This window comes from Bacillota bacterium (genome assembly GCA_009711825.1).
In the GTDB taxonomy this organism is placed as follows: domain Bacteria; phylum Bacillota; class Proteinivoracia; order UBA4975; family VEMY01; genus VEMY01.
The window spans coordinates 1-26,596 of the sequence record VEMY01000010.1; the positions used below are offsets into that span (position 1 = coordinate 1).

The window sequence follows — 26,596 nt, forward strand, 5'->3', positions numbered from 1 at the left end:
CATTATACCACATTGTGCCATGTTATGCCACATAAATAAGTAAAGAAAAACAAAAAAATATACCCTTGAAGCTTTATGCCACAAGGGATTACGGTATCCTTTTCCCAGCGGTGCTGTTAAACTAGCGATAAAAATTCTCCACACTTCAGGCAAATCGCCCGTAACCTGCAAGCAAATCAGTTTTCACCCTATAAACTGTGTGTACGCCAATGAAAAATTCTTTTCAGCTGCGATTCACTTGCTCCGCAAATCATTATCCTAGCAAATGGGCATAAACATATCCTATGTTAGAATTTCGTGTTATCGATGGCACAAACCACAATTTTGATATATAATCTAAATAACGGAATATTGAGGGGAGGGGTGCGGTTGCATATCGATTATATTTCGTCTTTTTGCAGGGTAGTGAAAGTGAAATCCATCACTAAAGCTGCCCGGGAGTTGCATCTCAGTCAACCGGCCCTGAGCTTGCAAATAAACTGTCTGGAAACTCGCTTTAAAACAAAATTGCTGGAACGCACCAATCGGGGTGTTAACCCCACTCCGGCCGGCGAAGTTTTGTACCGCCACGGTCAAAGACTGCTTCGGGTGCTTAATTCTTTGGAGACGGAGCTGGAGAAGTTGAACTCGCCAGCAACAGACAGCTTGAAAATTGCCGCATCGCCGACCTTAGGTACATACCTTCTTCCCGCTACTCTCTGCAGTTATGCCTCGAAGTTTCCTAATCATAAATTTTTACTCTCAATTGACAATACCGAAACAATCATTGACAGTGTTCTCGATGGAACAACCGACATTGGCATCCTGGAAGGCCCCCTCTCTGATGAAAATAATGAGCGTTTCCGCGAAGGGAATTTGGTGCTGGTGCTTCTGGGTGAAGATGAACTGATTTTGGTGAGTTCTCAACCAGATTCCTGCCCGCCTCTCAATTCAATTGAAGAGTTGTGCAATCTGCCGCTAATTTTGCCGGTGTCGGGGAGCGGACTTCGGAAAACGTTGGAACAAGAGCTGTCCCGCATTGGTTACCCCCCGGACCAGCTCAATATTTTAATGGAACTTGATAATAGCAACGCGATAATTACAGCTATTTGCAGCCACAACGGCATTGGATTGGTGCCGCGAATGGCTGTCGAAACTCAGGTTGCCAGCAATCAACTGCACGAAGTTGAACAGTGTCTGCTCCAGCTGCAAATGCCTTTCTACCTCTTTTACCAAGCAGAACTTGACAAACGCGAGATTCTGATAAACCTGATAGAATTTCTAACGCTCAGTTTTTAACACCCGGTTTTCCCCGGGTGTTTATTTTTGCATACTCCATCTTGACGGGTTAATAATAAATGAAAACATGTTGGGTGGAAAACCAATGTCTTATCTAGATAAACAACATCTAAAATTATTAAAACTTCCGGAACTAACCTTAGTTGATTACAATCTCCGGCGCACAGTTGAAGACTACGGTGGCCTGATGACTGAGATAACTAAGCATATCCTATCCATGGGTGGCAAGCGGATTCGCCCGGCACTTGTGATTACTGCAGCTAATATTTTTGGCGCTCCCTTAAATGCTAAAATTCAGCTGGCAACCGTTGCCGAACTAATCCATACTGCCTCGCTTCTCCATGACGATGTGATTGATGACTCGAATTTGCGCCGCGGCCAGCCAACGGCCAACAATATTTGGGGGAACTCCAGTTCAGTCCTGGCGGGTGATTATCTTTTCGCCCAGGCATTCAATATTCTTAGCAATTTCCATGAGCGCCAAATCCTGTCTATTTTTACCGACGCAATCGCGGAAATGTGTAATGGAGAATTGCGGCAGTCAAGTGGGCGTCACAATCTTGATATCGATCTTGCCACTTATTTGCGCACCATCACCGGAAAAACAGCCAGCCTGATTGGAGCAGCATGTGAAACCGGGGCGCTTATCAGTCCCATGCCCCGGGAATTGGTCCCCCGACTTCGAAACTATGGCATCAATCTGGGATGTGCATACCAGATAATTGACGACATCTGCGATTATACTTTGACCGAACAGCAATCCGGCAAACCCTGGGCCAATGATATCAAGCATGGCGTGATGACCTCGCCCCTGATTTTTTGGCTGGAGGATGGAAACACCATGGATAGCTTGCCAACCGACTTTTCCGGTATTTGCAATGAGCTCAAAAACTCCGGCGCTCTTAGGCGGACCAGGAACCTGGCAGACAACTACCTCAATCAGGCAATGGACCAACTGGACCCATTGCCCGAGTGCCCGGCCATTGACTATTTACGAACAATTGTCGATTTCTTTAAAACCCAATGCCAAGTTTAAAGATACTTAAGCTTGCGCAGCAAGCCGGCTATACATTTGAGTCGCCTGGCGACAGCCGATGAGTTCTGCATAATCCATGCCGTCTGATTGTTCAAGTGCCCGGCGGTTTTTGGATCGGACAAATACATGGCCAGCAACCCGTCAATTACGCGTAAGTGAAAACTTGAGTTCGCTACCCCTTTTGCGGCCTTCTGGCTTTGTAGATAGAACCAGCTAATTCGTTCCACAGCCCGGGATTCATCAGGATAACAAGCAACGAGATTTAAATCACCATATTGTTTATCCTCCTCCTGATCAATGAAATAGTCCAGGAGAATATGCAGGCCGCTGATCCAGGGAAGGTAGGCAGAGTAAACGGACTGGGGGTCTCGGTTCTCGGCCAGCAGCGAGAAAATTCCTAGGGTTGAACCACAAACAGCGGCAAACTCCCACCAATATAGGCCAGGGACTGCCAGCCGCCACAAGTCATAAAGCCGCTCTAAGTCTCGCACGGCCAGATCTCTTTGCTGGTGCTTCCGGGCCTGCAATTCGATGTAGAGTTGCGCCAAAGTCAAAACCCTGGACTCTATATTGCGATAATGGGGCACCTTGACAATTGCCTGGCGACAGTGGCTAACCAACATCTGCAAATAGCCGCCATCATCTTGCCAGGGAAAATCACTGTAATAATTGTGTTGGGGCAGTGAATCAAGCTGCACTGCGTCCAGCATCGCCAAATGCAGGCTACGGAAAATATGTTGATCTGTGATACCGCAACGGTCACATAAATTATCCAGGTAATCGCTGATGGTTTGATAAGCGACAATGAAATCAAGAACATCATTCCGGTGTTTGGGCAACGCCGCTTGCGCAAATACAGCACCGCCCAGGCAATGGAATTCTTTGTCCCGAATGCTGTTTTTGGCCTCGGTGGCTAGCGGTCCAGTGTGGGGTACTAGAAAACTTTGATACCGCCGCAAACGTCGGCGGACAGCCGGAAATGTTTGTAACATCAGTTGAAGTATCATCTTTTTCCACCGTCCAATTCTTGACATCAGCTTGATTTTTAATTATTATTAACAACAACCATATAATAAATCGCTAAGATGGGAAATAGTAACGGCCACTTCATTGCCCAGAGAACCGATTCCAGGCTGCAAGATCGGTCCTTGAAACCCGTGAACTCATCCCGGAGCTGACAGGGTCAAAACCCTGTCCGGTTAACGCCGTTACAGTTTGAGCAGGCATTGGTCAATGCAATTAGGGTGGTACCGCGGAAACTCCGTCCCTTAGGGAAGGAGTTTTTTATTATTTTAGCGAGGTGAAGACAATGAGCTATGATTTCAGTGCAATCGAAGAAAAATGGCAACAATACTGGAAGGAACAAGGTTTTCATCGACAAACAAAGTCCCCAGACAAAGAAAAGTTCTATGCCCTGACCATGTTCCCGTATCCAAGCGGTGATCTGCACATCGGTCACTGGTATGCGATGGTGCCCTCCGATACCCGGGCCCGTTACAAACGCATGCGTGGATATAACGTCCTCTTCCCCATGGGATTTGACGCCTTTGGCCTGCCTGCGGAAAACGCCGCCATCAAGCACAACATCCACCCGTATAATTGGACCATCGAAAACATCAAGCGCATGCGTGGCCAGCTGCGCTCAATGGGAGCAATGTTTGACTGGGAACGGGAAATTATCACCTGCGATCCGGAATACTACAAATGGAACCAATGGTTGTTTATCAAACTATATGAGCATGGGCTGGCGTACAAAAAAAATTCCCCTGTGGATTGGTGCCCAACATGTAACACAACCCTTGCCCGCGAACAGGTCGTAGGGGAAGAGAAACTTTGTGAACGCTGTGACACTCCGGTCACCAAACGGGAACTGAACCAGTGGTTTTTGAAAATTACAGACTATGCCGAAGAATTGCTGGACTTCTCAGAACTAAATTGGCCGGAAAGAATTAAGGTCATGCAGACCAACTGGATTGGCCGCAGTGAGGGCGTCGAGTTCGGAATTGAAATCAAAGGAACCGGCGACAAAATCGCTGTGTTTACGACCCGTATCGATACAGTATTTGGTGTTTCATTTGTAGTTTTGGCGCCGGAACATCCTTTGGTGCCCAAAATAACCAGCGATCAACAAAAGGACGTGGTCACAGATTATATCGCCAAGAGCGCCCGCCAAACAGAAATTGAACGCCTAAGCACCAAAACAGAAAAAGACGGCGTATTTACCGGCGCCTGGGCCATTCATCCTTTCACCGGCGCCGAGCTCCCGATTTACATTGCTGACTATGTGTTGTTAAGCTATGGCACCGGTTCGGTTATGGCTGTGCCAGGGCATGATCAGCGAGATTATGATTTCGCAAAACGCTACAACCTGCCGATACCCACCGTAATTAAACCCTTCGACGGCGAGCCGCCGGCTGGCGAAGCTTATACCGGACCGGGCGTGTTAATCAATTCCGGGGAATACACCGGCCTCGACAACAAGGTTGCAGCCGAAAGACTGACCCATTTTTTAGAAACGCAGGGTTTGGGCGGAGTCAAAATCAATTATCGCCTGCGGGACTGGCTGGTCAGCCGTCAACGTTATTGGGGGACACCGATTCCCTTCGTCAATTGTGAACACTGCGGTTTGGTGCCGGTGCCGGAGTCTGAACTGCCGGTTTTGCTGCCCGAGGACGCTGAATTTCGGCCCACGGGCGAATCCCCGCTGCGTTTCAACGAAAATTTCCTGAAGACTTCTTGTCCCCAATGCAACCAACCGGCTGAGCGGGAAACAGATACGATGGACACCTTCTTTGATTCATCATGGTATCAGTACAGATATGTCAGCCCCAAGGAAAAAACGGCTCTATTTAATCAATCTGACGCGGAGTACTGGCTACCAGTTGACCAGTACACTGGCGGCGTTGAGCACGCGACCATGCACCTTTTATATACCCGTTTCTTTACAAAAGCGATGCGGGACATGGGTTTACTCAACTTTTCGGAACCGATGCGCTCCCTCTTTAACCAGGGAATTATTCTGGGGGAGGACTCTGAAAAAATGAGCAAATCTCGGGGCAATGTTGTCGCCCCCGATGACCTGGTGGCTGAGCACGGCGCTGATACTGTCCGTGCCTACCTGATGTTCATGGCCCCATGGGAATTGGGCGGTCCCTGGAACAGCGAGGGTATAGGTGGTATCTCCCGCTTTTTGAACAAAGTCTGGCGCTTGGCAATGGGAGAACAAATTTCCACCCAGAAACCCCAGCAAACCACTGAGGAAGAGCTAAACAGGTTAATCAATTCCACTATTAAACGTGTTACTGAAGATATGGAAAACTTTAAATTCAATACAATGCTGTCTGCACTAATGGAGTATACAAATCAATTGGTGCGATGGCAGGGATCAAAGCTGGCTACTTCTCCCCTGTGGCAACAGGGAATTGAGACACTGATCTTACTTTTGGCACCGGTTGCACCACACCTGTGCGAAGAATTGTGGCAGCAAACAGGCCATCAAAACAGTGTTCACCTTCAGAAATGGCCGGTATATGACCCCAATGCCCTGGTTAAAAATACCATTGAGATTCCAGTCCAAGTTAATGGCAAGCTGCGGGGCACAATCACAATTAGCCCGGATATCAATCAGGAACAAGCTGTGGAGATCGCCCAAAAAAATTCTAAGATTAACAGCCATTTGCAACAAAAAACAATCGTTAAAATAATTTATGTCCCGAAAAAACTGTTAAATCTGGTGGTAAAATAACAGGAATATGTCCTACTCATCTTCTCAATACTATGATTGTGAGGAGGTGAGAGTATGCGGGTAGATAAAACTGGAAACCCTATTTCCCGAGTCAAGTGTGTAGTCAACACCTGTCGCTATTACGGTAATGGCAACTATTGTACTGCCTCCGAAATTGAAATTCAGCCCCCCAATGCCCACGATACTCAAGAAACTGATTGTGCAACATTCAGCCCCGAACGCTAAATTAATTTAAAAAACAGGGATGTAGGCATCCCTGTTTTTTTAATCGTTTAATTCAACTATGTCTTTGTCGTAAAGGACGTAATCATGATTTACCTGTTGTCCGTCAAACTTGGCTGAGCCCCATACCTTTGCCGATTTTAAATTGGCTGCAATGTCTTTATGAATATATTCGGCCAGTTCGCTGACGGTGCTGCCAACCGGCAGCACAAAGGGACGATCTAAATCAGGTTTTTTGCCGGGTTTTTTAGTATAGACACGTATAACCGCAAGCGCTTGATAAAGATGTTCCCGCAATAACTCCAAATTGGTTCCTTCGGTGGTTGAAATTGGAATTATTTCCGGGCAATCGGGCACCAGTTCCTTAAGCAAATTCAATCGTTCCATCGCATCGGGACTGTCAGTCTTGTTGCCAACAACAACCAGTTGTTTCCAGGTGAGGAATTGCACACCTTTCTGTTCCTCATCTCGAAGAATACGTTTTTCCTGGAGAAAGTCCAACATTGCCGTCAGGTGATCAGCACAATCATCATCAGAAAGGTCTAGCATCATCAAGAGCAAATCGCAATTACGCAGGGCGGTGGTAAAATTCCCAGGGATTCCTTCTGCCACAAAGGGCGGCGCATCAATAAGCTGTACGCTGGTATCTTCATAGGCCATCATGCCCGGAACTGGCAGCGGCGTAGAAAATGGATATTCGGCGACAACGGTTTTTGCGTTGGTCAGGGCCTGGACCAAAGAGGATTTTCCACAGTTGGGAAAGCCAAGAATGAACACCTGTCCGGCGCCCTGGGATTCAATAAGGAACGGATCCTCCTGACGACTGCCTCCCTTTGATTTGGATTCTTCTTTTTTAAATTTTGAGATACGCTTTTTTATCTCTGCCTGGAGCTTCTCAGTGCCCTTATGTTTAGGGATAGTCGCCAACATTTCTTCAAGGGCAGCCAGCTTGTCTTCAGGAGTAGATGCTCTTTTATATGCTTCTTCGGCTTCATAATATTGTGGTGTTAAATTGGCAGGCATGAAAAATCACACTCCTTATTCCAAGGCTATCACCGGAAATACGGTGCTGTCTGACAGAAACTGTTTAATATAAAATATACCATACTAGTTGGATAATGCACAAAGGCTTGTGCTGAGTCCACCCAAAACAGCTGTTAATTTTCTCCCAAAACCGTCTGGGCCAAATTAGTGGAATGATCGCCAATTCGTTCCAAGTTGGCAAGAATATCAAGATAAATTACTCCGGAGGGCGGGAAACAATCACCGACATTTACCCGGGCAATATGATTATCTCTCAAGCGTTTTTCCATGCGATCGATTTCGTTGTCGTCAACCATTACTTCCCGGGCCAGCGTTAGGTCTTTCTCCTGAAAAGCGTTGATTGCCTTAGCGTTGATTGCACGGGTTTTATGATACATTTGATCGACTTCCTGGACAGCGGCCTTAGAAAATGGGTAATTATCTTCTATTTTTTCTTCACACAATTGGGCAATATTCTGAGCATGATCCCCAATTCTCTCGATATCATTTATGGCGTGAAAGTAACCAGCCAATTGTAAACCCTGGGACTTGGTGATATTTTGCTGCGCCATCTCGGCAAGATAAACGGCTATTTCAGATTCCAAATCATCGACAATATCTTCTTTGCGCTCTACAGAGGCAATCATGCTAGGGTCATTGTTCAGCAACACCGGTACTGGCGCTGCTGCTCTGAATCACCGCAGTAAATAAAGCGCCAGCCAGCACACCCCAAACCCTGTATTGGCCAAAATTAGCCAGCATATCAATAAAAGCAGGATTAGTGCGCAACTCACTTAATCTGTCGCCCATGACACTCATGCCAAAAAAAAGCAGACCAAAACCCAGCACAGCCTGTCCCAAATGACGATATATTTTTTTCTTTACAAAGAATGACATAATGACACCGACACCAATTAGAGGTAAGGCAGCATCATAAATGTTGAAAGCAATCATTTGTGCAGTCACTGTTGTGCCAATTCTGGCGCCCAAAATCGTTCCCATTGCCTGGGCCAGACTCATTAACCCGGCATTGGCAAAGCCGACCACCATTACAGTCGTTGTGCTGCTGCTTTGCACCAGCATGGTGACAATAATCCCGGTTATTAAGGCGATATAACGGTTGAAAGTGAGCAGTTCTATCATTTGTCGCAGGCGGTCACCGGCCGCCTTCTGCAAACCTTCGCTCATTAATTTCATGCCAAAAATAAATAAACCCAAACCACCAAACACACCAAGAAAGATATTAGACGCGGACATATTCGTCCCCTAGCAGATGCAATAACTAAGTACCATGTTACAAGATGAACAAGGGACTGTCAACGATACAAACCCTGTTAATGGCATAAAAAAAGCTGCACGGGGCAGCGAATTATTATGTATGAGCAAGCGTATAAGCCGGGTTCTGTACCCCTTTTGGGGTAGCAGTCATCTATCTGGGACATCAGTTGCCTGATGCCTCAAGCGACCATACCCGAGGGCCGGACGGGCCGCCCTTATCCCTCCTATTCGGTCTTGCTCCGGGTGGGGTTTACCAAGCCAACCAGTCACCTGGCTGCTGGTGCGCTCTTACCGCACCGTTTCATCCTTACCCCAAAAGGGGCGGTTTAATTTCTGTGGCACTATCCTTGGGGTCACCCCCACTGGACGTTATCCAGCACCCTTGCCCTGTGGAGCCCGGACTTTCCTCAGCAAAAAGCCGCGACTGCCCAGCTTGCTCATCAATAACCTTAACACAGAAAAAAAAACAGGTCAATTTCAATTTTTAACATAAGAAATTATTTATTCGCCAATTCCAGCACTAGCTTGGCGATTCTTTGACCGGCGCCTGGCTTACCAAGCTTTTTACTGTTGGCAGCCATTGATTCCAGACGCGAGTCATCTGTCAGCAGCGATGAAACTTCAGAATAAAGGATATCCGCATTCAGTTGTTTCTCCTCAATTAGGATGGCGGCTCCAGCATCGGCCATCGAACGGGCGTTGTGTAATTGGTGGTCATCAGTAACGTTTGGCGACGGTATGTACAAAGCCGGCCTGCCGACAGCGGCAACTTCATGAATCATCCCGCCGGAGCGGGAAATTACCAAATCACTTGCGGCCATCGCAAAGGGAATGTCATGGAGAAAATCAACCAGTTGGTAACGTTCTGCTGTTTCCGTCGGTAAACCGAGTTTTGCCAATTCTGCGCAAGCCCACTGGTAATAGCGCTTGCCGGTTACGTGAATAATTCGCACCTGAGGATTGGCCAGGAGGCGTTCAGCAGCGCTTAAGATTACCTGGTTTAGTTTTTCGGCGCCGCCACTGCCGCCCACGACTAATACCAACCTTTGCTTGGATTTAATTTGCAAGTTTTCCCTGCCTTCCCGCCTGGAGACATTGAAAAACTGTCCCCGCACCGGATGACCAGTTATAACCACGGTCGCATTTTTGGCGATGCGTTTCACTGCATCTTTGTGACTGACCGCCACCTTGTCAACCCGGGCGGCCAATAAACGGGTTGTTAGACCGGGAAAAGCATTTTGTTCTTGAATTAATGTGGGAATCTTCGCTTTGGTGGCAGCAAGGACAACTGGCCCCGATACATACCCGCCTGTGCCGACAACCACTGCCGGCTGGAACCTACGGATAATTTTTTTTGCCTTGAGATAGGCCCTGGCCGCAATCAACACAGTCCGCAGATTTTGCATTGATAATTTGCGAACAAAGTACCTTACATCGACAAATTCTATGGGAAACCCTTCTCGGGGCACAACTTTTTGTTCTATGCCCCGGGGACTGCCCACAAACAAGATTTCCGCATCGGGACGCAGAGCTTTAATCTCTTTTGCGATTGCCAGCCCGGGATAGACATGGCCCCCGGTTCCGCCGCCGGTAATTAAAATTTTCAACTTTGACGCTGGCATATTACTCTCCTGTTCCTTCTGGAATATTGCAAGCAGACTCTGGTATCAAAATACGACCACAGCTGCTGCACCGCATATACTGCCCACCCTTGTTCACAGAATTCACCGTTAGTATAGATTGCACCATACCGCAGGCGGCACAACTGTCCAGTTTGAGAAGTGACAAAGGACGCTTTTTCTTGCTCACAAGATCGTTATAGATTACCAGCATGTGGGCAGGAATCTTTTCACGCAGGTTCTCTCGCTGCTGCTTAAGGGACGTATAAGATTCTTTAATTTCTTGCTGGCGTTGTCGCAATCTAGCTGTTCGGGAGCGGGATTGTTCTTCCAACCTTTGCAAACGACAAGTTTCGTTGGCGATTTTTTGCTCAAGCCGATCCAGCTTTTCAATATATGTCATTTGCTGTTCCTCTAAGTGCGACTTGCGCTTTTCAAGCTCCTGAATTTTTTGCTGAATCGCTACCAATTCTTTGCTTTGACTGCCGTCGCCGTAGAGTGCCGTGTTCTGCTGCTCCAGTTGCCTGACAATAGATTCAGTATCATCGACCAGTTTCTGGTAATCTTTTTTCGCACTCTGCCATTGTTCCCGGGCAGTTTCGATACAATTGCGAATAGTCTCCAGGTCGTTGCGCTCTTCGCGCGTCAGCAGCTCCTTTATCTGCTCCCATTCCTTACGCATCCTAACCATATTAATCTCCACTACCTGAAGCTGCCATAAATCACACAGCACTTCCATAATTCAACCCCTCTCCTCTTTATCTGGCCACTATCTTAAAGGGATCTGTATCAACAGGATAACAATCGCAGACGAGGTTTTCTGGGTATTCCTGGAGCAAGTGATTCTGGAGAAAATCCAGAATCAAACGTTCTGACTGGTAATGGCCGACATCAATTATCGCCATTCCAGCTGCAGCAGCGTCCAAGGCCTCATGATGGGAAATATCACCTGATACATAAACATCTGCACCTAGCGCCAGGGCTTGCCGCCAGAAGTCTCCGCCACTGCCTCCACAAACTGCTGCCCGGCGAAGTTCTTTATCTAAGCTTCCGGCGACTCGTATACCGGAGCAATTAAGCCTTGCTATGCATTCCTTGGCAAAGGTTGACAATGTCCGCGGTACGCTTAAGTCGCCAATACGCCCGAACCCGACAACACCTCGGTTTTCAAGGGGATAAACATCATGGGCAACTTCTTCATACGGGTGGGCGTCAATCATCGCAGCCAGCACCGAATGGAGCCGGTGACTGGTAACCACTGCTTCCAGTCGCTGTTCGCGCACCGTTTCCAATTTACCCACCGCCCCGATAAACGGTGAGCTGCCAGAGTGGGGCATAAATGTACCCGTTCCGGGAGATGTGAACGTGCAATGAGAGTAATTGCCGATGTGACCAGCACCTGCTGCTCCCAAGGCCTCCCGGACTTGTTCCAGGTAGTCTTCGGGTACAAAAACAGCAAGCTTATACAGTTTTCCGGTCGGTTCCAAAACCCCGGTTACTGAAACATCCAATTCCCGCGCCAACTGCTCAGAAACTCCATCAGTTACAACATCAAGATTGGTATGAAGCGAGTAAATACCTATTTTTTCGGACAAAGCCAAGCTTATACATTTTCCCAGGGCAGTCTCCGGGTCAATGTGCTTAGGCGCCTTAAACATTAAAGGATGATGGCTGATAACAAGATTGTAGTCTTTGGCCAGCGCGTAATCCAACACCGAGGGGGTTATATCCAAAGCGAGTAAAACTCGATTTGCACACCAAGTTTTGCTGCCCACCTGCAGACCGCTATTATCCCACGGAGCTTGCAACTCCCTGGGCGCCAGGCGCTCGAGGGTTTTGGCAACTGTTTCTAATCGGATAGCCATTTTAACACCCTTTCTAAGCGGCACAGTTCTTGCTCCAATTCCTCAACCCGCTTGCGGGCTCGGTAGCTATCGGCCCGGGAAGCGGCCTGAATGTTTTTCTGCAGTTTGCCGATCTTTTCCTGCAGCAACGGTGTCAGTAACGGATGTTTCTGTTGTACCAGCAGTGGGCCAATAGCAAGTTGCAGGAGTTCATAATCTTCCTGTTTACCAGAAAAGCGTGCGCCGATAATCTCATAAATATGCTTTTCCTCGCGAACCAGTTCTTCCTGAACGAAGTGGAAACCATTTTCCGCCAGCCAGACTCTAACATCCTGACTATTCGTCATTGGCTGGATAATAAGATATACATGCTCTGTCAGCAGCTGCCGTCCGGAAGCTAGAATTGAACAAATAGTCTCGCCACCCATACCCGCAATGATTACAGTCGATACCGCGTCAGATGGTTCAAGGGGCGCCAGCCCTTCGCCTAAACGCAAGTCTATAATCTTTTCCAGGTTAAATAGTGCCAGTGTATTGCGGGCCGCGGCCAATGGTCCGGGCTTATTATCAGTGGCAATGAGGCGGGATGTTATTTTTTGTTTGTGAAGATAAATTGGTATATAACAATGATCAGTACCTATGTCGGCCACAATTGATTGGGCGGGCACCATATCGGCAACGGCCTGAAGTCTCGGCGTAAGTTGCATACTACTCACCCCCGGCTATCTATATATTGTACCCGTCTTTAACTAGTATATTTCCATGCATGCTGCGTAAATTCCTTCATTACAAATTGCACTAATCGCAAAAAACAAAGCAAAAAACACTGCCATTGGCAGTGTCTTGTGGACATATGGTGACCCCTAGGGGATTCGAACCCCTGAATGCCAGCGTGAAAGGCTGGTGAGTTAAGCCGCTTCTCCAAGGGGCCATTCATAAAACAACTGATAGGTGGTGGGCCCACCTGGACTCGAACCAGGGACCGACCGGTTATGAGCCGGTTGCTCTACCGACTGAGCTATAGGCCCAAAAATGGCTCCCCAGGTAGGATTCGAACCTACAGCCTACCGGTTAACAGCCGGTTGCTCTACCATTGAGCTACTGAGGAACACAGTTGACATTGACCATTATAAAATACCGGTGAATACAAGTCAATACCTATTCAAGATAATCTTTTAAGCGCTTGCTGCGACTGGGATGACGCAGTTTACGCAGAGCCTTTGCCTCTATTTGACGTATACGTTCGCGGGTGACACTAAATTTCTTGCCAACTTCTTCCAATGTACGGGGTTTTCCGTCATCCAGTCCAAAACGAAGCCGCAACACCTTTTCCTCACGCTCAGTCAACGTATGCAAAACATCTTCTAATTGTTCCTTTAGCAATTCAAACGCCGCTGCGTCAGAAGGTGCCAAAGCGTCTTGATCTTCGATAAAATCGCCCAAATGACTGTCGTCTTCTTCGCCAATCGGTGTTTCCAATGAAACAGGATCCTGGGCAATCTTGAGGATTTCGCGGACCTTTTCGGGACTCATTTCCATGTGCTCGGCTATTTCTTCCGCTGATGGTTCGCGCCCTAATTCCTGCACCAACTGCCGGGAAATCCTAATCAGTTTGTTAATTGTCTCCACCATGTGTACAGGTATCCTGATTGTGCGTGCCTGATCAGCTATGGCCCGGGTAATTGCCTGGCGGATCCACCAAGTTGCATAGGTGCTGAATTTAAAACCACGCTGATAATCAAATTTTTCTACAGCTTTGATAAGACCAAGATTTCCTTCCTGGATTAAATCTAAGAAAAGCATGCCGCGCCCGACATAACGCTTGGCAATACTGACAACCAGACGTAAATTGGCTTCCACCAGTTTGCGTTTCGCTTCCTGATCACCTTCAGCCATTGCCTGGGCAAGAGAAATCTCTTCATCTGCTGACAAGAGCGGGACCCGTCCGATTTCTTTTAGGTACATGCGAACCGGATCGTTTACGCTTATTCCTTCAGGCAAAGACAGGTCAATTTCTTCGTTTTCCTCGTCTTTGCTGTCATCGGCTTCAATCACCGGCAAATCCGGCTCTTCGCCTTCACCGTCGACAACGTCAATTCCCATTGCAATTAACTGCTCATAATAATCATCAATCTGTTCACTTGTCAAATCAAATTCTTGCAGAAAATCCATAATTTCTTTATAGGTTAAAATACCCCTCTTTTTGCCGCGGGATATGAGTTCCTGTTTTCTTTCTGCCAATTTGGTTTGCTGTTGATCCATGTCTGTCCCCCCTTTGCGGAGAGTGTCACTCCCTACACATTCGGTAAAAATTGCTTATTCAACATTCTTGCTTTAAAAAAAAATAGCAAGCTATTCAAGTAGGCTTCAATAGATAATTCGCTCTATGCTGTTATATTTCCTTCATTTATTGCAAAAAATTTACCCCCTGAATCAAATTTATTATAGACAGAATTTAGCAAAATATACTGTTAGGATTACCCTTGCCAGGGAGTCGGTAAATACAAGCCTTTAAACAGGGAAATCGCGTATCTATCGGTCATTCCAGCGATATAATCACAGATACGCTGGGGCGACGAGTCGACGGAATCATTAGTCGGCAACGCATGAGGATTGGCAGTAAAGTGTTTGTAAAGCATGGTAATTACATACCGTGCTTTGACTTCCTCTTCTTTTGGCCGTGAGCCAATATATACGTTTTCAAACATAAACTCACGCAGACGCTCAATCGCTTCTAACATTTTGTCATCGAAACTGACAGACTCTTGATCGCGGCTGTTTGTAATCAATGCCCGGACACAATGATTAATCCGTGCTGAAGTGGAATCTCCCAACAAAGCAACACAATCGGCAGGCAGCTGACTAGATTCCAATATCCCGGCTCGGATTGCATCGTCAATATCATGATTTAAATAGGCAATTCGGTCGCAGATACGAACGATTTGGCCCTCCAGGGTTTGGGGCAACTTGTCTCCGGTATGGTTTAGAATCCCATCCCTAACTTCCCAGGTAAGATTTAAATCTTCGATAATATCCACTACCCGCAGACTCTGATGATTGTGGCGAAAACCGCCGGGATGGATTTCATTTAGAGCAGCTTCGCCTGCATGACCAAAAGCGGTATGTCCCAAATCATGACCCAAGGCAATTGCTTCTGTCAGATCCTCGTTAAGCCGCAATGCCCTGGCGACGGTGCGGGATATTTGAGCGACCTCCAGAGTGTGGGTTAAGCGCGTCCGGTAATGATCGCCTTCGGGAGCGATAAATACTTGTGTCTTATGCTTAAGGCGCCGAAAGGCTTTGCTGTGGAGCAAGCGGTCACGGTCCCGCTGCATATCGGTTCTAATACTGCAAGGAGTCTCATATCGTTTACGACCCTTGCTCTGGGAGCTTAAAACGGCAAAGGGAGATAAGGTTTCTGCTTCCAGTTTTTCAAGGCATGGACGCATTGATATCACCTCCCTGAAATAATAGTTCAACAGGACAGCAAAAATACCTGCTGTATTTGCCAACTATATGATATTGAATAATCTTGTCAATCTGTTTATACTTTACCCATACGCCAATTCAAACTAAAAACATTTATAGTACGTCACACCAGAGGAGGGAGAAAGCATTGAAGAAAATATTAATTTTTGCCATCACAGCATTGTTAATGCTTGGGGCCGTAATCCCAGCACATGCTGGGCTGCAACCGTTTGAGGTTGAAGCCAAAGCTGCTCTGGTTATGGATTACGATACCGGACAGATTCTCTATGCGCATAATATTGACGAAGCCTTGCCTCCGGCAAGCATCACCAAATTAATGAGCATGTATCTAATTTTTGAGGCATTGGAATCCGGTCAAATCAGCCTGGATGAGAAGGTAACAGCCTCCAGCAACGTCTTGATGTCTGCGGATTCCTCACAAATATTCCTTGCACCAGGCGAAGAATTAACTGTGAAAGAATTACTGCTTTCAATCGCAATCATCTCGGCCAATGACGCAGGCGTTGCCATGGCGGAACACATTGCCGGCAGTGAAGGCGCCTTTATCACATTGATGAATGACAAGGCCCGAGAATTGGGCATGACCCAAACCAATTTCGCGAATGTCCACGGCCTAGATGCGGCAAACCACCATATGTCTGCCCGGGACATAGCTATCCTTTCCCGCGCCATTCTACGGGATTTTCCCGATGTCCTTGACTACTCTTCCATTCGCCATTTGCGCCTGGACAGGGAAACCCGCTATGTCCGGGAGGGCCATTTTGATCTCAACTCTACATTCACGTCTTTGATTGGCTGGCGCAACGTTGACGGCCTGAAAACGGGCTGGACCCCCCAAGCCGGCCGCGGTATAACCGCCACTTCGCTCCATAATGACCGGCGGGTTATTGCTGTGGTTCTGGGAACAGAAACCATCGCCATTCGGGATGCCGAAACCAAAAAGTTAATTGATTATGGACATGATCAATTTGAGCCGCGCACCGTCCTAGAGACAGAGGTGGTTGTTGAGACCCTAAACATCGCCAATGCCCGGGAACGGGAAGTAAATGTGGTATTGCAATCTGATGCCACTGTTTTGTTGAAGCCTGAGATGTCTGTTGCAGACTTACATGTTGAGAAAGAATTTATGGATGATATCGCTGCCCCGCTGGCTGAAGGGGAACAAGTCGGCACCTACCGGTTGCTCTGGGACGAGGAAACAGTGCTGGAAATACCGCTGACTGTCAATGAGGATGTTACCCAGGCAAATTTCTTTGTCCGGACCCTTCGCTATCTCAGTGACGCCCTTACCCAATTGGGTGGCTGGATTATGGACAAGATATCCTAAAAGAAGTGCGACCCAGCGGTCGCACTTCTTTTTTAGTTGTTTTTCAACTTTGCCTGGGCAGCTGCCAGGCGGGCCACCGGCACCCGATACGGGGAGCAGCTTACATAGTTCATATTCAGCAAGTGACAAAACTCTATTGAATTTGGCTCGCCACCATGTTCACCACAAATTCCCAGTTTGATGTCAGGCCGCTTTTCCCGTCCCCGTTCGACTGCGATTTTCATCAGGCTGCCGACACCCTCGCGGTCAAGGACAGCGAACGGATTTTCTGCAAGTATTTTATCCGCCAGATAGCCGGGCAGAAACTTACCCTCAGCATCATCCCGACTAAATCCAAAGGTCGTCTGGGTCAAATCATTGGTACCAAAGGAGAAGAAGTCGGCGTGGGCAGCAATGGCATCGGCTGTCATGCAGGCGCGGGGGAGCTCGATCATCGTACCGATCAGGATATCCGGTTTGCGTTCGTCACGTTTTTCAACCTCTGCCAGGACATCTTCAACCAACGCCCGCATTTTTTCTAGTTCCTTTTGCTCACAAACCAGAGGGATCATTATCTCTGCCTTTACGTCTAATCCCTCAGACTGTAACTGGTTGGCGGCATTGAGAATTGCTTCAATCTGCATGGCGTAAATCTCCGGATAGAGCAGCCCAAGACGGCAACCACGGTTGCCAAGCATCGGGTTAAATTCTTCCAGATTCCTGACCTGGCGTAATAGATGCTTTTTGGTCTCGAGATCTTTCTTGATACCCTGATGCTCCAAGAGCGCTATTTCCACCGCAAGCCGCTCAGCGCTTGGCAAAAACTCATGGAGCGGCGGGTCCAGAAGGCGGACGGTAACCGGTAGTCCATCCATGGCCCGGAAAATGCCTGCAAAATCTTGCTGCTGTACCGGCAGCAGCTTTTGGAGGGCATCCTCCCGCTCGTTCTTTGTCTCAGCCAAGATCATCTTTTGTACCAAAGGCAGGCGGTCGGGCCCCATAAACATATGCTCAGTCCGACAAAGTCCGATACCCTGGGCACCAAACTCACGAGCTTTGGCCGCATCTTCAGGGTTGTCGGCATTTGCCCGGATCCCAAGCTTGCGCACCTCATCGGCCCAATCCAGCAGCTCTGAGAACTCACTGCTGATCTCCGGCTCCACCAACGGTACCTCACCGAGGATTACCCTGCCTGTGCCGCCGTCAATGGACAGTTTATCTCCTTTCGACAAGGTCTTTCCTTCAACAGTCACAGTTTCCATTTCCATATCGATTTTTAACGCTTCACAACCGCAGACACACGGTTTTCCCATGCCACGGGCCACAACGGCAGCATGGCTGGTCATACCGCCCCGGGATGTAAGGATGCCCTGGGCAGCGACGATTCCGTGAATATCATCCGGAGTTGTTTCTGGCCGCACCAAGATCACAACTTCCCCGTTCTGCCCCAGCTTTTCTGCTTCATCGGAATCAAAGACGATGGTGCCGCTGGCCGCGCCGGGTGAAGCTGGCAAACCCCGGGCAATTACGTCAAGTTTTGCATCCGGCGAGACCTGTCGATGTAACAGATTGCCAACCTGGTTGGCATCTACCCGCAGAAGGGCAGTCCCTTTGTCAATCAGGCCTTCCCGCACCATATCGACGGCAATCTTCACCGCCGCGCGGGCTGTGCGTTTACCGGTCCTGGTTTGCAGCATATAGAGTTTGCCCCGCTCGATGGTAAATTCCACATCCTGCATCTCTAGATAATGCGTCTCCAAACGCTCACATACCGCTTGCAGTTCTGTCCATACTTCGGGCATTAGCTCCTGTAATTTTGCCAGCGGCAGGGGGGTACGGATTCCGGCTACGACATCTTCACCTTGGGCGTTAATCAGAAATTCACCATAAAGGCCATTTTCGCCGGTGGAGGGGTCGCGGGTAAACAATACCCCGGTGCCAGAGTCGTTGCCCATATTGCCAAACACCATTTCCTGAACATTGACAGCAGTACCGTAATGCTCTGGAATCTTGTGAATTTTCCTGTAGACAATCGCCCGGTTGTTGTTCCATGAAGCAAATACTGCCTTTACCGCCAGCATCAACTGCTCCAGTGGCTCCTTGGGAAATTCGATACGGACTATTTTGTATATATGTTCTTTATAAAGTTTGATTAATTTCTGCAGGTGCTGGACTTCCAACTCATTATCATGCTCAACACCGGCTTCTGACCGGATTCGAGTTAAGATTGCCTCAAAATCATGATGAGGGACGTTTAAGACAACATCTCCATACATCTGGATAAACCGCCGATAACAGTCAAAAGCAAAGCGGGGATTATCGGTAACCTTGGCCAGAGCCTCAACGGTAACATCGTTAAGACCTAGGTTAAGTACGGTATCCATCATTCCGGGCATCGAAATCGGCGCTCCCGAACGGACAGAAACCAAAAGTGGATTGTCAACATCGCCAAACTTTTTCCCTGTCAGCGCTTCCAGACGCCGTACCCCTTCGGTGATTTCCACTTCCAGTTCCGAAGACAAATTACGCCCCTGCCGATAAAAATCCTTGCATGCCTCAGTGGTAACAGTGAAACCATTGGGCACAGGCAGGCCCATGTTTTTCATTTCGGCCAGGTTTGCCCCCTTTCCACCCAACAATTCACGCTGGGTGGCATTGCCTTCGCCAAAAACCAATACCATTTTACTCATCATGACGCCTCCTTATAAGATCTAGTAATTTACCAGCTGTTTCCTCAACGGCCTTATTGGTAACATCAAATATCGGACAGCCAATCCGCTTCATCACCCCTTGAGCAAACTCCAGCTCCGTAAATATGCGTTCCAAGGTGGCATAGTTTGACTGGTGACGCAACCCCATGGTAGCCAGGCGTTCGCGACGAATTTCATTTAATTGCTCAGGGGAGATTGTCAGCCCGACAATTTTATCCCGGGAAATGTTGTATAACTCCTCCGGCGGTTGAACTTCGGGCACCAGCGGCACATTGGCCACTTTAATTTGCTTATGAGCCAGATACATGCTCAAAGGCGTTTTTGAGGTCCTGGATACACCTATCAAAACCAAGTCTGCCAGTCCCAGCCCCCGGGGATCTTTGCCATCATCGTATTTTACGGCAAATTCGATTGCCTCAACCCGTTTAAAATAATGCTCATCTAATTTTCGCACCAGACCTGGCTGTAACCGGGGCTGATTGGGCATAACCTGCTCCATCGCATCCATCATCGGCCCCATAACATCAACAAAGGGCAACTGGGCCGCCTCCGCATATTCGCGGGCCAATTTCCGGAGCTGGGGAATAACCATTGTATATACCACAACGCCGCCAGTTTCCTTGGCCTCGTTGACTGCTTCGCGGAGGGCTTCTTCGTCGGCGATAAACGGTATGCGCCGAACCTCCACCAATTCACCATTGAACTGACTGGCCGCAGCTTTTGCAACAAATTCACCAGTTTCGCCAATTGAATCGGACAACACATATACCACTGCCCGTTCCGAGTTAGTCATTGTATAAACCCTCCTCAAATTTGCCCTCAACCATTTCAGCCAAGATTTTCAGAACTATATCTAAATCGAATCGTCCGGTGGGAATTTTAGAATCCAAGCTCTTGAGCACGGGCAAACAATTGACATGGCTCGCTTGCAGCTTGTTAATACCCGCCAACAGGGTATCCCCTTCTTCAACCCATACAGTCTGGGCAAAACGGGTCATAACCATTTCCACCGGTACCGATTGTAAGTCATTACTCCCCAAAGAAACCTTCAACAAATCTTTCCGTGAGACAACCCCGCCCAGTTCTCCTGAACTATTGACTACAAACAACGTCCCCTGATCCTCAAGAAAAAGAGTCACAATTGCCTCATAGACCGATTGCCCGGCCTCAATTACCACTGGATGTGCCTTTAGTTGCTTTATAGGTATTGAATCCAACTGGTCAGCTAGAAAACTCCGGCCCTTGCTGCCTGAATAAAAATACCCCACCCGAGGCCTGGCATCCAACAATCCTGCCATGGTCAGGATTGTCAAATCGGGCCGCAAGGTGGCACGGGTTAAATTAAAATGAGCAGCTATCTCTTCGCCAGTAATCGGTCCCTCATCCCGGACTAGGCGGAGGATCTCCAAATGTCTTTTGCTAAGGTTGATAATATCACCGCCAATGTGACATACTAATTGACTTATCTACCAGCAATTATACTATACTATTTTTTGTTTTCAAAGGTTTTTTTTCTTTAGTAGACATAATTTAGTCACTTCTTCTTTGGTCAACTGCCTGTATCCGCCTTTTGGGACTCCCTGCAAATCTAAAAAACCAAACCGGATTCGTTCCAGCTTTATAACTTTATAGCCTAGGGCTGCAAACATCCTGCGGACCTGACGCTTTTTCCCTTCGTGAATAATCAATTCCACTGTTTTCGGACCCGCTATTTTAACCTTGGCAGGCGCGGTCATTCCATCCTCCAACCGAACTCCGGCAGTCAATCTAGCCAAAACACCGGCCTCTGGTTCTCTGTCCAGCACCGCCCTGTAGGTTTTTTTTACGCCAAACCGGGGATGCAATAGTGTGTTGGTTAGTTCACCGTCATTAGTCAATAACAACAAACCTTCTGTATCCAGATCTAATCTGCCCACAGGATAAACCCGAGGACGGGTAGGCACCAAGCTCACAACAGTTGGACGTCCGTGGGTATCCCGGACTGTTGTCACATAACCCTTGGGTTTGTTGAGCAAATAGTAGACATGGGTATTCCGGTGAACAGGTCTTCCATCCACTTTGATTTCAGCATCAGCTGCAACCTTCGTTCCCAACTTGGTGATAACCTGGCCGTTCACTTCCACGCGCCCGGCCCGAATGATTTCTTCACATTTCCTTCGGGATGCAATACCGGCTGCCGCCAAGACTTTTTGTAACCGCTCCATAAATTCACCTCCCGTTTTATAAGCCATGAATCCAATGAAAAAGTCCGCGATGCTACATCGCGGACAGTCTAAACTGACACCAGGAGACCGCCCCGGCCGACGTATGCGCCGATGGTGCTCCCCATTTCCCTAACCACAATTCGGGCTGGATGATAATTTTCTTCTATCGCCCGGCGCAGGCTTTCAACTTCAGGGTGGCTGGCCACATGGGAGATACCAACCACCGTTTGCGACCAATCTTGACGGTCTGCCACTAATTGAACGAGACGCTCAAGGGCGCCCCGGCGCCCACGGACCCGCTCTAAAATCTCCAGTTGACCAAGATCATTATTGGTGAAGATAAGTTTGATGCCCGGGTTACTAGCGGCCCTGGCCTTAAACAGACTGAGTCGGCCGCCACGCACGATATTCTCCACGCTTTCCATGGTCAAAAATACCCGGATGTTCCTTCTCTCAGCCTCGATGTAGGTTTGGAGCTGCTGTCTGTCGGCCCCTTGCGCTGCCAGTTTTGCGGCCTTTATTGCCAACAGTCCCAATCCCATTGAGCCCAACAATGAATCGATAACTGTCACTCCCGGGATCGTTCCGGCCGCCAATTGGGCATTTGTGTATGTACCGCTTAACGCCGATGACAAAGTGATTACCACAACTTCCATGCCGGAAGCGACGAGCGGCTTTAGAACCGCGTGAAATTGCTGGGGCGCAGGCGGCGATGTAGTAGGCATTGTATTGCTGGATAATAGCTTGCGTTGAAAATCGTCAGGCGTCAGGTCCACGCAATCGGCATAAGTTTCGGCGCCGAAATTTACCCGCAGCGGCACCTGAACGATATCAAACTCCTCTAAAATATCTGCAGGTAAATCACAGGATGAATCGGTGACAATTCTCACTGGCATACAAATCCACCTCCGCCTTTCCTGTTCTCCGGAACTAGCTAAAAATCCTGCTAAACAGTTGCCACCAATGCGCCTTGTTGACGAACTACATCAATTACAGGTACCTGTAACTTGTCACGCACCAAATCCAAAAGCAATTGATGATCGACAAAGTCAGGCGAGTATTGACCATTGGCCTCATTATATCGAGGAAAAAAGGGGTTTACAGTCACAGCACGCAGCTGCACAGATTTACGCACCTGAAAAACACCCTGATAATTTGTGACCAGGGCAGCAGTGTCTATCAGATCGCCGCTTAATAGCAATTTTATCGAATCATTGAGCACGATAGCCGGTTCCCCGGGGAGCTTGGCCAACAGTTTTCGCAGCGGCTTGCTGTCCACAATTCCGCTAAATTCCACCAGCGGCTGTGAATCAATTTGTCGCAGAACATCGGGCACCTGCTGGTCCACCAACAAAGAGCCTAACTTCAGCGTCGGTCGGGGGTTCTCGCACTGAGGCAAAGTCATCAGAGTTTCAATCGCCTCTGCCTCTGCCGCCAGTGCTTGCAAATCCCTGTTTCGGGCTGCACCGGTGCTAATAACAAGACTGTCGGCTGCCGCCATTGGCGCCAGCCGATTCAAAGCCCCGTCCACAATCAGCATTTCCAAATCACGGGACCGCAGGTACTCAATAAACCACTTCAGCGCTCGTTCACTATTGGGACCGGCAAGCACCACCAGTCCCGGTGTTTGCACGCGGACCACCACCAGCCTGCCTAAAGGTGTGCGTTGTTGGGTAAACTCAATGACCGCCAGGCCGGCGCTGCCCGCACTCAGGCATTTCTCCGCCGTCACCACCCAAACCCCGGCTGGCAAATGCAGGCGGGGTTTGGGCAAGCCGGTGACATTGTCCTTGCTCTCGCCATCATAACCGATGCTGGTAACCGCCAACCGGGAATAGTTCTGCCAGTTATTAATTAGACTGACTGTGGCAGTAGTCTTGCCGGTATTTTTGGCGGTTCCGGCAATTCCAAGAACACGCATTTCAACCGCCGGTAACCGTGTCCTTACCAGAACGCCCGGGGTAGGCGCCCTCATCCCGGTTACCTAGCACGCCTTCGTGGAGGGCGGCGACAAAATCTCCCACCTGAACAGTTTCCCGCAGCGCTGTTTCAATGCCTGCAAGTAGTTCGCCGGCCATATCCTCGGCTTGCCGGGTCGGTTCAATTTTGGCCTGGCCCATAAACCGGAATGTTTCTCGCACGGACTGGAGTGTATCAACTCTTGATGCCCCGGCAATCGGTCCCCCGGAATATGCTTCATCTGCCGATGCAATTGAGATGGCATCCACTCCCAATGAAGCGGCGAGGCCTGCGTGCAGACCGGTGCTCACCGAAGACTGGACCCGATCTTCATTTTGAGTCAAAAAGCCAATTGGCGCCCCTGGCCAAATCGGAGCATCAACAATCTGCCGAAGGGCAATTAACTTCGCGGCATTAAAATCGATATAGTTATCTTCCATCGCTTTATTTATCATCACTTCCGGTGAATAGCAAAACAAAGGCTGCAAAATCGGTTTTGCGCCCAGTGCAAGGGCAAGATTAGCGACAATCAACATCCCGGCGAAGGCTTTATGGGCTGGCACTCCACATAGTTCTTCATTAGTAACCACGTCAAAGGGCAGATTGTAGCGCGCGGCATACTTAATTGCAGCCACAGCGTCCACAGTCAGCCGAGACGGATCGGTGCCAGCGCCCAACGCGCCATAAACAATATTGATCTTTGTCAGATCAGCCCCGCACTCACCGGCCAGCACAACCGTCTCCGGTGTATTTAATCCCCTATGGGCGCGCACCTGCCAGAGACTGGATTCCTCCAAGGCAGAACGGATGCAACGGAGGTTTTCGGGAGTAATCACCGAGCCATCCTGCTGATGGGTGAGGTAGCCTTCCAAAAATCCTTCGGTTCTGGCGCCCCAGGACGGATCAAAATGCACCACCCCGTCAGCCCCCCATCCCTCAGCGATCTTGATATGGGCGATATCCATGAACGGGCAGCCGGTTCCATATTGAACAAACACAGCAGGTTTTTTTCGGGTATGGCGAATATCCAGCGGTCGCATCCTGGCCCGGGTCCGCTCCACATACTGTTCCAGTGAATCCAGTTCTGCTTGTTCTAAACCTCTGGTTTGTGCATGCAAGCTTCCCTTGGTGTAGTAATCAGCAATCACGTCATCGCATAGTTTGGCATACTCTTTTCGCAATGACGCCGTATCCCTGCCCAGACCCTCCTGTTTTAGAATTTCCTCCCGAAGCTGAGCCCGCTCAACACCGGGACTGGAGCGTTTGGCGGACCACTCTATAATCTGGTTTGTTATGTTATCCAACATTGCCTTAATCGAGGCGTTATTAAAACTGTAATCATAGGTGCCAACCATGTCGATTTTTTTCTTTTCTGTGCCTTCCCGTGAGGGCTTAAACTCTCGCCCCTCCACAAAGGCAACCGCGGCTTCAACTGGCGTACCGGGGCCAAAACCGGCGTCAAACCCCAGTTCAGCCGCCAGTTCGGCACGGATCGCCATGCCGCCAACACCAAGCTTGACCTTTTCACGAACCCCGGCAGCATCGACAAGATCAACAAACCGGGCCAGTATTTCTTCGACTCCATAGCCCAAAGTCCTAGAGATCAGGACCACATCAGCTTTGTGCTCGATGATTCCATTGACAATTTCCTGGGGTGAATAGTCGGGAGGGAACAACCAAGTCTGATGTCCGGCCTGTTCAAGGCCACGCCGGATCATCTTGAGCCCAATGTCGTGAACAGGATCCAAGGGTGCGAGCACAACTTTTTTTCCCATTCTACTCAGCCTCCTTCAGCCAGCCATAATGATCTCCTGACCGGAAGATATATCCCCTGGCTCTAATACGGGCACCGGGTCCCCGATGTTGGCAAAAAACAATGTCAACATCCTTCAACCCCATTTCACCCATCATTTTCCGGATGATATCCATACCTTCATCTTCATCGCGACAAATTACAAATGTCTCAATATCCAGCGCGTCCACAATCCGTTCAAGATATTTATTCACTACTGCTTCATCCTCCTCTTACCTTGTCCCTAGTAGCATAAATAGAAAGCAAGATATTTATTCCTGCCCTGCCCGGGACCAATATTTATGGACATCAGCAATCAAACTTTCTATATGATTTACCATCGCCAACTCAGCTGCCTCCGGGTTTCGCGCTTTCACGGCCTCAAAGATTTTCCGGTGATCGGCAAATACACGGCTATGCACCTCAGTACGGATAAAGCCCAGGACAGGGGACAATTGGCCGTCCTGACGAATCAGGTTAAGGGCAGCCCGCAGCACCTTGTTGCCGGCTGCTTCAGCCAACAATTCATGAAATGCCACATCCCCTTCCGCCACTGCATCGGTAGATGCAGTTTCATAGGTTTCAATCAGTGAGGACATTTGCAGAATCTGTTGATCACTGCTGTTGGCGGCTGCCAAGCGGGCAATTTCCCGTTCAATCGCTCGTCTGGCCACCAGGATTTCAATCAAATCATCTTTGTTCCGGGAGCGAACCTGGCGGGCCAGCGCAATCGAATGACGCCGACGCATTTCCTCCCCCAACAGCTGCTTGATAAAGTTTATTCCTTGCTCAGTCAGTAACCGGCCACGATATCCCTGCCTGTCTGTATATCCTTTTATGTCCAGTTGCCGCAACAACCGGCCAACTGTTGCCTCGCTAACCTGGTAGCCGGCTGCTTCGATTACCTGGCTGGCCTTCCCGGATCCAATAGGCTCATCCGGATTGTTAAGCATGTATTGCATCAGGCAAATCACTTCCGCACGTTCTTCCATTTTCGCACCAGTCCTTTCTCGCTTGCGAACTGAAAATATTATACCATAATTATCTAGCACAGCGGTCCCAGCACACCCTGCCAGGTTCTGAATATGCT

At 48.7% G+C, this 26,596-nt stretch carries 22 protein-coding genes, 3 tRNA genes, 1 other RNA gene and 1 pseudogene; 5 read left to right on the plus strand and 22 right to left on the minus strand.

All coding sequences use genetic code 11. The features are described 5' to 3' along the window. The first annotated feature begins 306 nt into the window (after positions 1-306). Both FH749_04775 and FH749_04780 read left to right on the plus strand, forming a co-directional pair. Entirely contained in the window at positions 307-1,278 is a 972-nt protein-coding gene (locus FH749_04775; GenBank protein MTI94792.1) for a LysR family transcriptional regulator, read from the plus strand. 67 nt (positions 1,279-1,345) lie between these two features. Continuing rightward, on the plus strand, positions 1,346-2,314 hold the full coding sequence (locus FH749_04780; GenBank protein MTI94793.1) for a polyprenyl synthetase family protein: 969 nt from the start codon (positions 1,346-1,348) through the stop codon (positions 2,312-2,314). Here the strand turns inward: FH749_04780 and FH749_04785 are convergent. Beyond that, positions 2,311-3,348: a DUF2600 family protein gene (locus FH749_04785; GenBank protein ID MTI94794.1), complete on the minus strand. Its 1,038-nt coding sequence runs from the start codon at positions 3,346-3,348 to the stop codon at positions 2,311-2,313. The genes FH749_04780 and FH749_04785 overlap by 4 nt on opposite strands. Before the next feature lie 275 nt (positions 3,349-3,623). Here FH749_04785 and FH749_04790 point away from each other — a divergent pair, with 275 nt between their 5' ends. Together FH749_04790 and FH749_04795 are read left to right on the plus strand one after the other, a co-directional pair. Beyond that, entirely contained in the window at positions 3,624-6,059 is a 2,436-nt protein-coding gene (locus tag FH749_04790) for a leucine--tRNA ligase (protein MTI94795.1), read from the plus strand. A 54-nt stretch (positions 6,060-6,113) separates the two neighbouring features. Then, the gene (locus FH749_04795; GenBank protein ID MTI94796.1) at positions 6,114-6,284 is read left to right on the plus strand and encodes a DUF1540 domain-containing protein; all 171 of its coding nucleotides are present in this window, start codon (positions 6,114-6,116) and stop codon (positions 6,282-6,284) included. A gap of 39 nt (positions 6,285-6,323) precedes the next feature. On the opposite strand, the gene FH749_04800 is transcribed toward FH749_04795, so the two are convergent. The 12 genes and pseudogenes from FH749_04800 to FH749_04855 form a co-directional block, all read right to left on the minus strand. Continuing rightward, complete coding sequence (locus FH749_04800) at positions 6,324-7,304, minus strand: TGS domain-containing protein (GenBank protein ID MTI94797.1); 981 nt, start codon at positions 7,302-7,304, stop codon at positions 6,324-6,326. Positions 7,305-7,438: 134 nt separating this feature from the next. Beyond that, a pseudogene (locus tag FH749_04805) lies at positions 7,439-8,561 on the minus strand (Na/Pi cotransporter family protein). A 118-nt stretch (positions 8,562-8,679) separates the two neighbouring features. After that, positions 8,680-9,022: RNase P RNA component class A (gene rnpB, locus FH749_04810), an RNA gene on the minus strand. A gap of 57 nt (positions 9,023-9,079) precedes the next feature. Next, positions 9,080-10,204, minus strand: coding sequence for an undecaprenyldiphospho-muramoylpentapeptide beta-N-acetylglucosaminyltransferase (gene murG, locus FH749_04815; GenBank protein MTI94798.1), 1,125 nt, complete (start codon positions 10,202-10,204; stop codon positions 9,080-9,082). A gap of 1 nt (position 10,205) precedes the next feature. Then, positions 10,206-10,940 (minus strand): hypothetical protein, encoded by a 735-nt coding sequence (locus tag FH749_04820; protein MTI94799.1) that lies wholly within the window; start codon positions 10,938-10,940, stop codon positions 10,206-10,208. Positions 10,941-10,959: 19 nt separating this feature from the next. Then, complete coding sequence (locus tag FH749_04825) at positions 10,960-12,066, minus strand: Nif3-like dinuclear metal center hexameric protein (protein MTI94800.1); 1,107 nt, start codon at positions 12,064-12,066, stop codon at positions 10,960-10,962. Continuing rightward, positions 12,051-12,752 carry an SAM-dependent methyltransferase gene (locus FH749_04830; GenBank protein ID MTI94801.1) on the minus strand — a complete coding sequence of 234 codons (702 nt, stop codon included), beginning with the start codon at positions 12,750-12,752 and terminating at the stop codon, positions 12,051-12,053. The genes FH749_04825 and FH749_04830 overlap by 16 nt, the downstream gene beginning before the upstream one ends. Positions 12,753-12,899: 147 nt before the next feature. Beyond that, positions 12,900-12,976: transfer RNA gene (locus FH749_04835), tRNA-Glu, on the minus strand. Between the two features lie 21 nt (positions 12,977-12,997). Further along, positions 12,998-13,073, minus strand: a tRNA-Met gene (locus tag FH749_04840). Positions 13,074-13,078: 5 nt separating this feature from the next. Continuing rightward, a tRNA-Asn gene (locus FH749_04845) sits at positions 13,079-13,153 on the minus strand. Between the two features lie 50 nt (positions 13,154-13,203). Then, complete coding sequence (gene rpoD / locus FH749_04850) at positions 13,204-14,307, minus strand: RNA polymerase sigma factor RpoD (GenBank protein ID MTI94802.1); 1,104 nt, start codon at positions 14,305-14,307, stop codon at positions 13,204-13,206. 215 nt (positions 14,308-14,522) lie between these two features. Next, a complete protein-coding gene (locus FH749_04855) occupies positions 14,523-15,494 on the minus strand; it encodes a deoxyguanosinetriphosphate triphosphohydrolase (GenBank protein MTI94803.1) in 972 nt (323 codons plus the stop codon). 167 nt (positions 15,495-15,661) lie between these two features. On the opposite strand from FH749_04855, the gene FH749_04860 reads away from it, so the two are divergent. Further along, positions 15,662-16,861, plus strand: coding sequence for a D-alanyl-D-alanine carboxypeptidase (locus tag FH749_04860; GenBank protein ID MTI94804.1), 1,200 nt, complete (start codon positions 15,662-15,664; stop codon positions 16,859-16,861). A gap of 32 nt (positions 16,862-16,893) precedes the next feature. Here FH749_04860 and FH749_04865 read toward each other — a convergent pair whose 3' ends face one another. The 9 genes from FH749_04865 to FH749_04905 all read right to left on the minus strand — a co-directional run bounded on the left by FH749_04865 (position 16,894) and on the right by FH749_04905 (position 26,498). After that, positions 16,894-19,533, minus strand: a complete 2,640-nt coding sequence (locus tag FH749_04865; GenBank protein MTI94805.1) for a pyruvate, phosphate dikinase — start codon at positions 19,531-19,533, stop codon at positions 16,894-16,896. After that, complete coding sequence (locus tag FH749_04870; protein ID MTI94806.1) at positions 19,523-20,344, minus strand: kinase/pyrophosphorylase; 822 nt, start codon at positions 20,342-20,344, stop codon at positions 19,523-19,525. Before FH749_04870 ends, FH749_04865 begins: the two co-directional genes overlap by 11 nt. Further along, on the minus strand, positions 20,337-20,996 hold the full coding sequence (locus FH749_04875; protein MTI94807.1) for a helix-turn-helix transcriptional regulator: 660 nt from the start codon (positions 20,994-20,996) through the stop codon (positions 20,337-20,339). The genes FH749_04870 and FH749_04875 overlap by 8 nt, the downstream gene beginning before the upstream one ends. Positions 20,997-21,050: 54 nt before the next feature. Next, positions 21,051-21,755: an rRNA pseudouridine synthase gene (locus tag FH749_04880; protein ID MTI94808.1), complete on the minus strand. Its 705-nt coding sequence runs from the start codon at positions 21,753-21,755 to the stop codon at positions 21,051-21,053. Between the two features lie 68 nt (positions 21,756-21,823). Beyond that, positions 21,824-22,651 (minus strand): DegV family protein, encoded by an 828-nt coding sequence (locus FH749_04885; protein ID MTI94809.1) that lies wholly within the window; start codon positions 22,649-22,651, stop codon positions 21,824-21,826. A 50-nt stretch (positions 22,652-22,701) separates the two neighbouring features. Further along, complete coding sequence (locus tag FH749_04890; protein MTI94810.1) at positions 22,702-23,676, minus strand: hypothetical protein; 975 nt, start codon at positions 23,674-23,676, stop codon at positions 22,702-22,704. Between the two features lies 1 nt (position 23,677). Continuing rightward, entirely contained in the window at positions 23,678-25,489 is a 1,812-nt protein-coding gene (locus tag FH749_04895; GenBank protein MTI94811.1) for a cobalamin B12-binding domain-containing protein, read from the minus strand. 1 nt (position 25,490) lies between these two features. Continuing rightward, complete coding sequence (locus tag FH749_04900; GenBank protein ID MTI94812.1) at positions 25,491-25,721, minus strand: hypothetical protein; 231 nt, start codon at positions 25,719-25,721, stop codon at positions 25,491-25,493. 57 nt (positions 25,722-25,778) lie between these two features. Further along, positions 25,779-26,498, minus strand: a complete 720-nt coding sequence (locus tag FH749_04905; GenBank protein ID MTI94813.1) for an FCD domain-containing protein — start codon at positions 26,496-26,498, stop codon at positions 25,779-25,781. Positions 26,499-26,596: the final 98 nt, after the last annotated feature.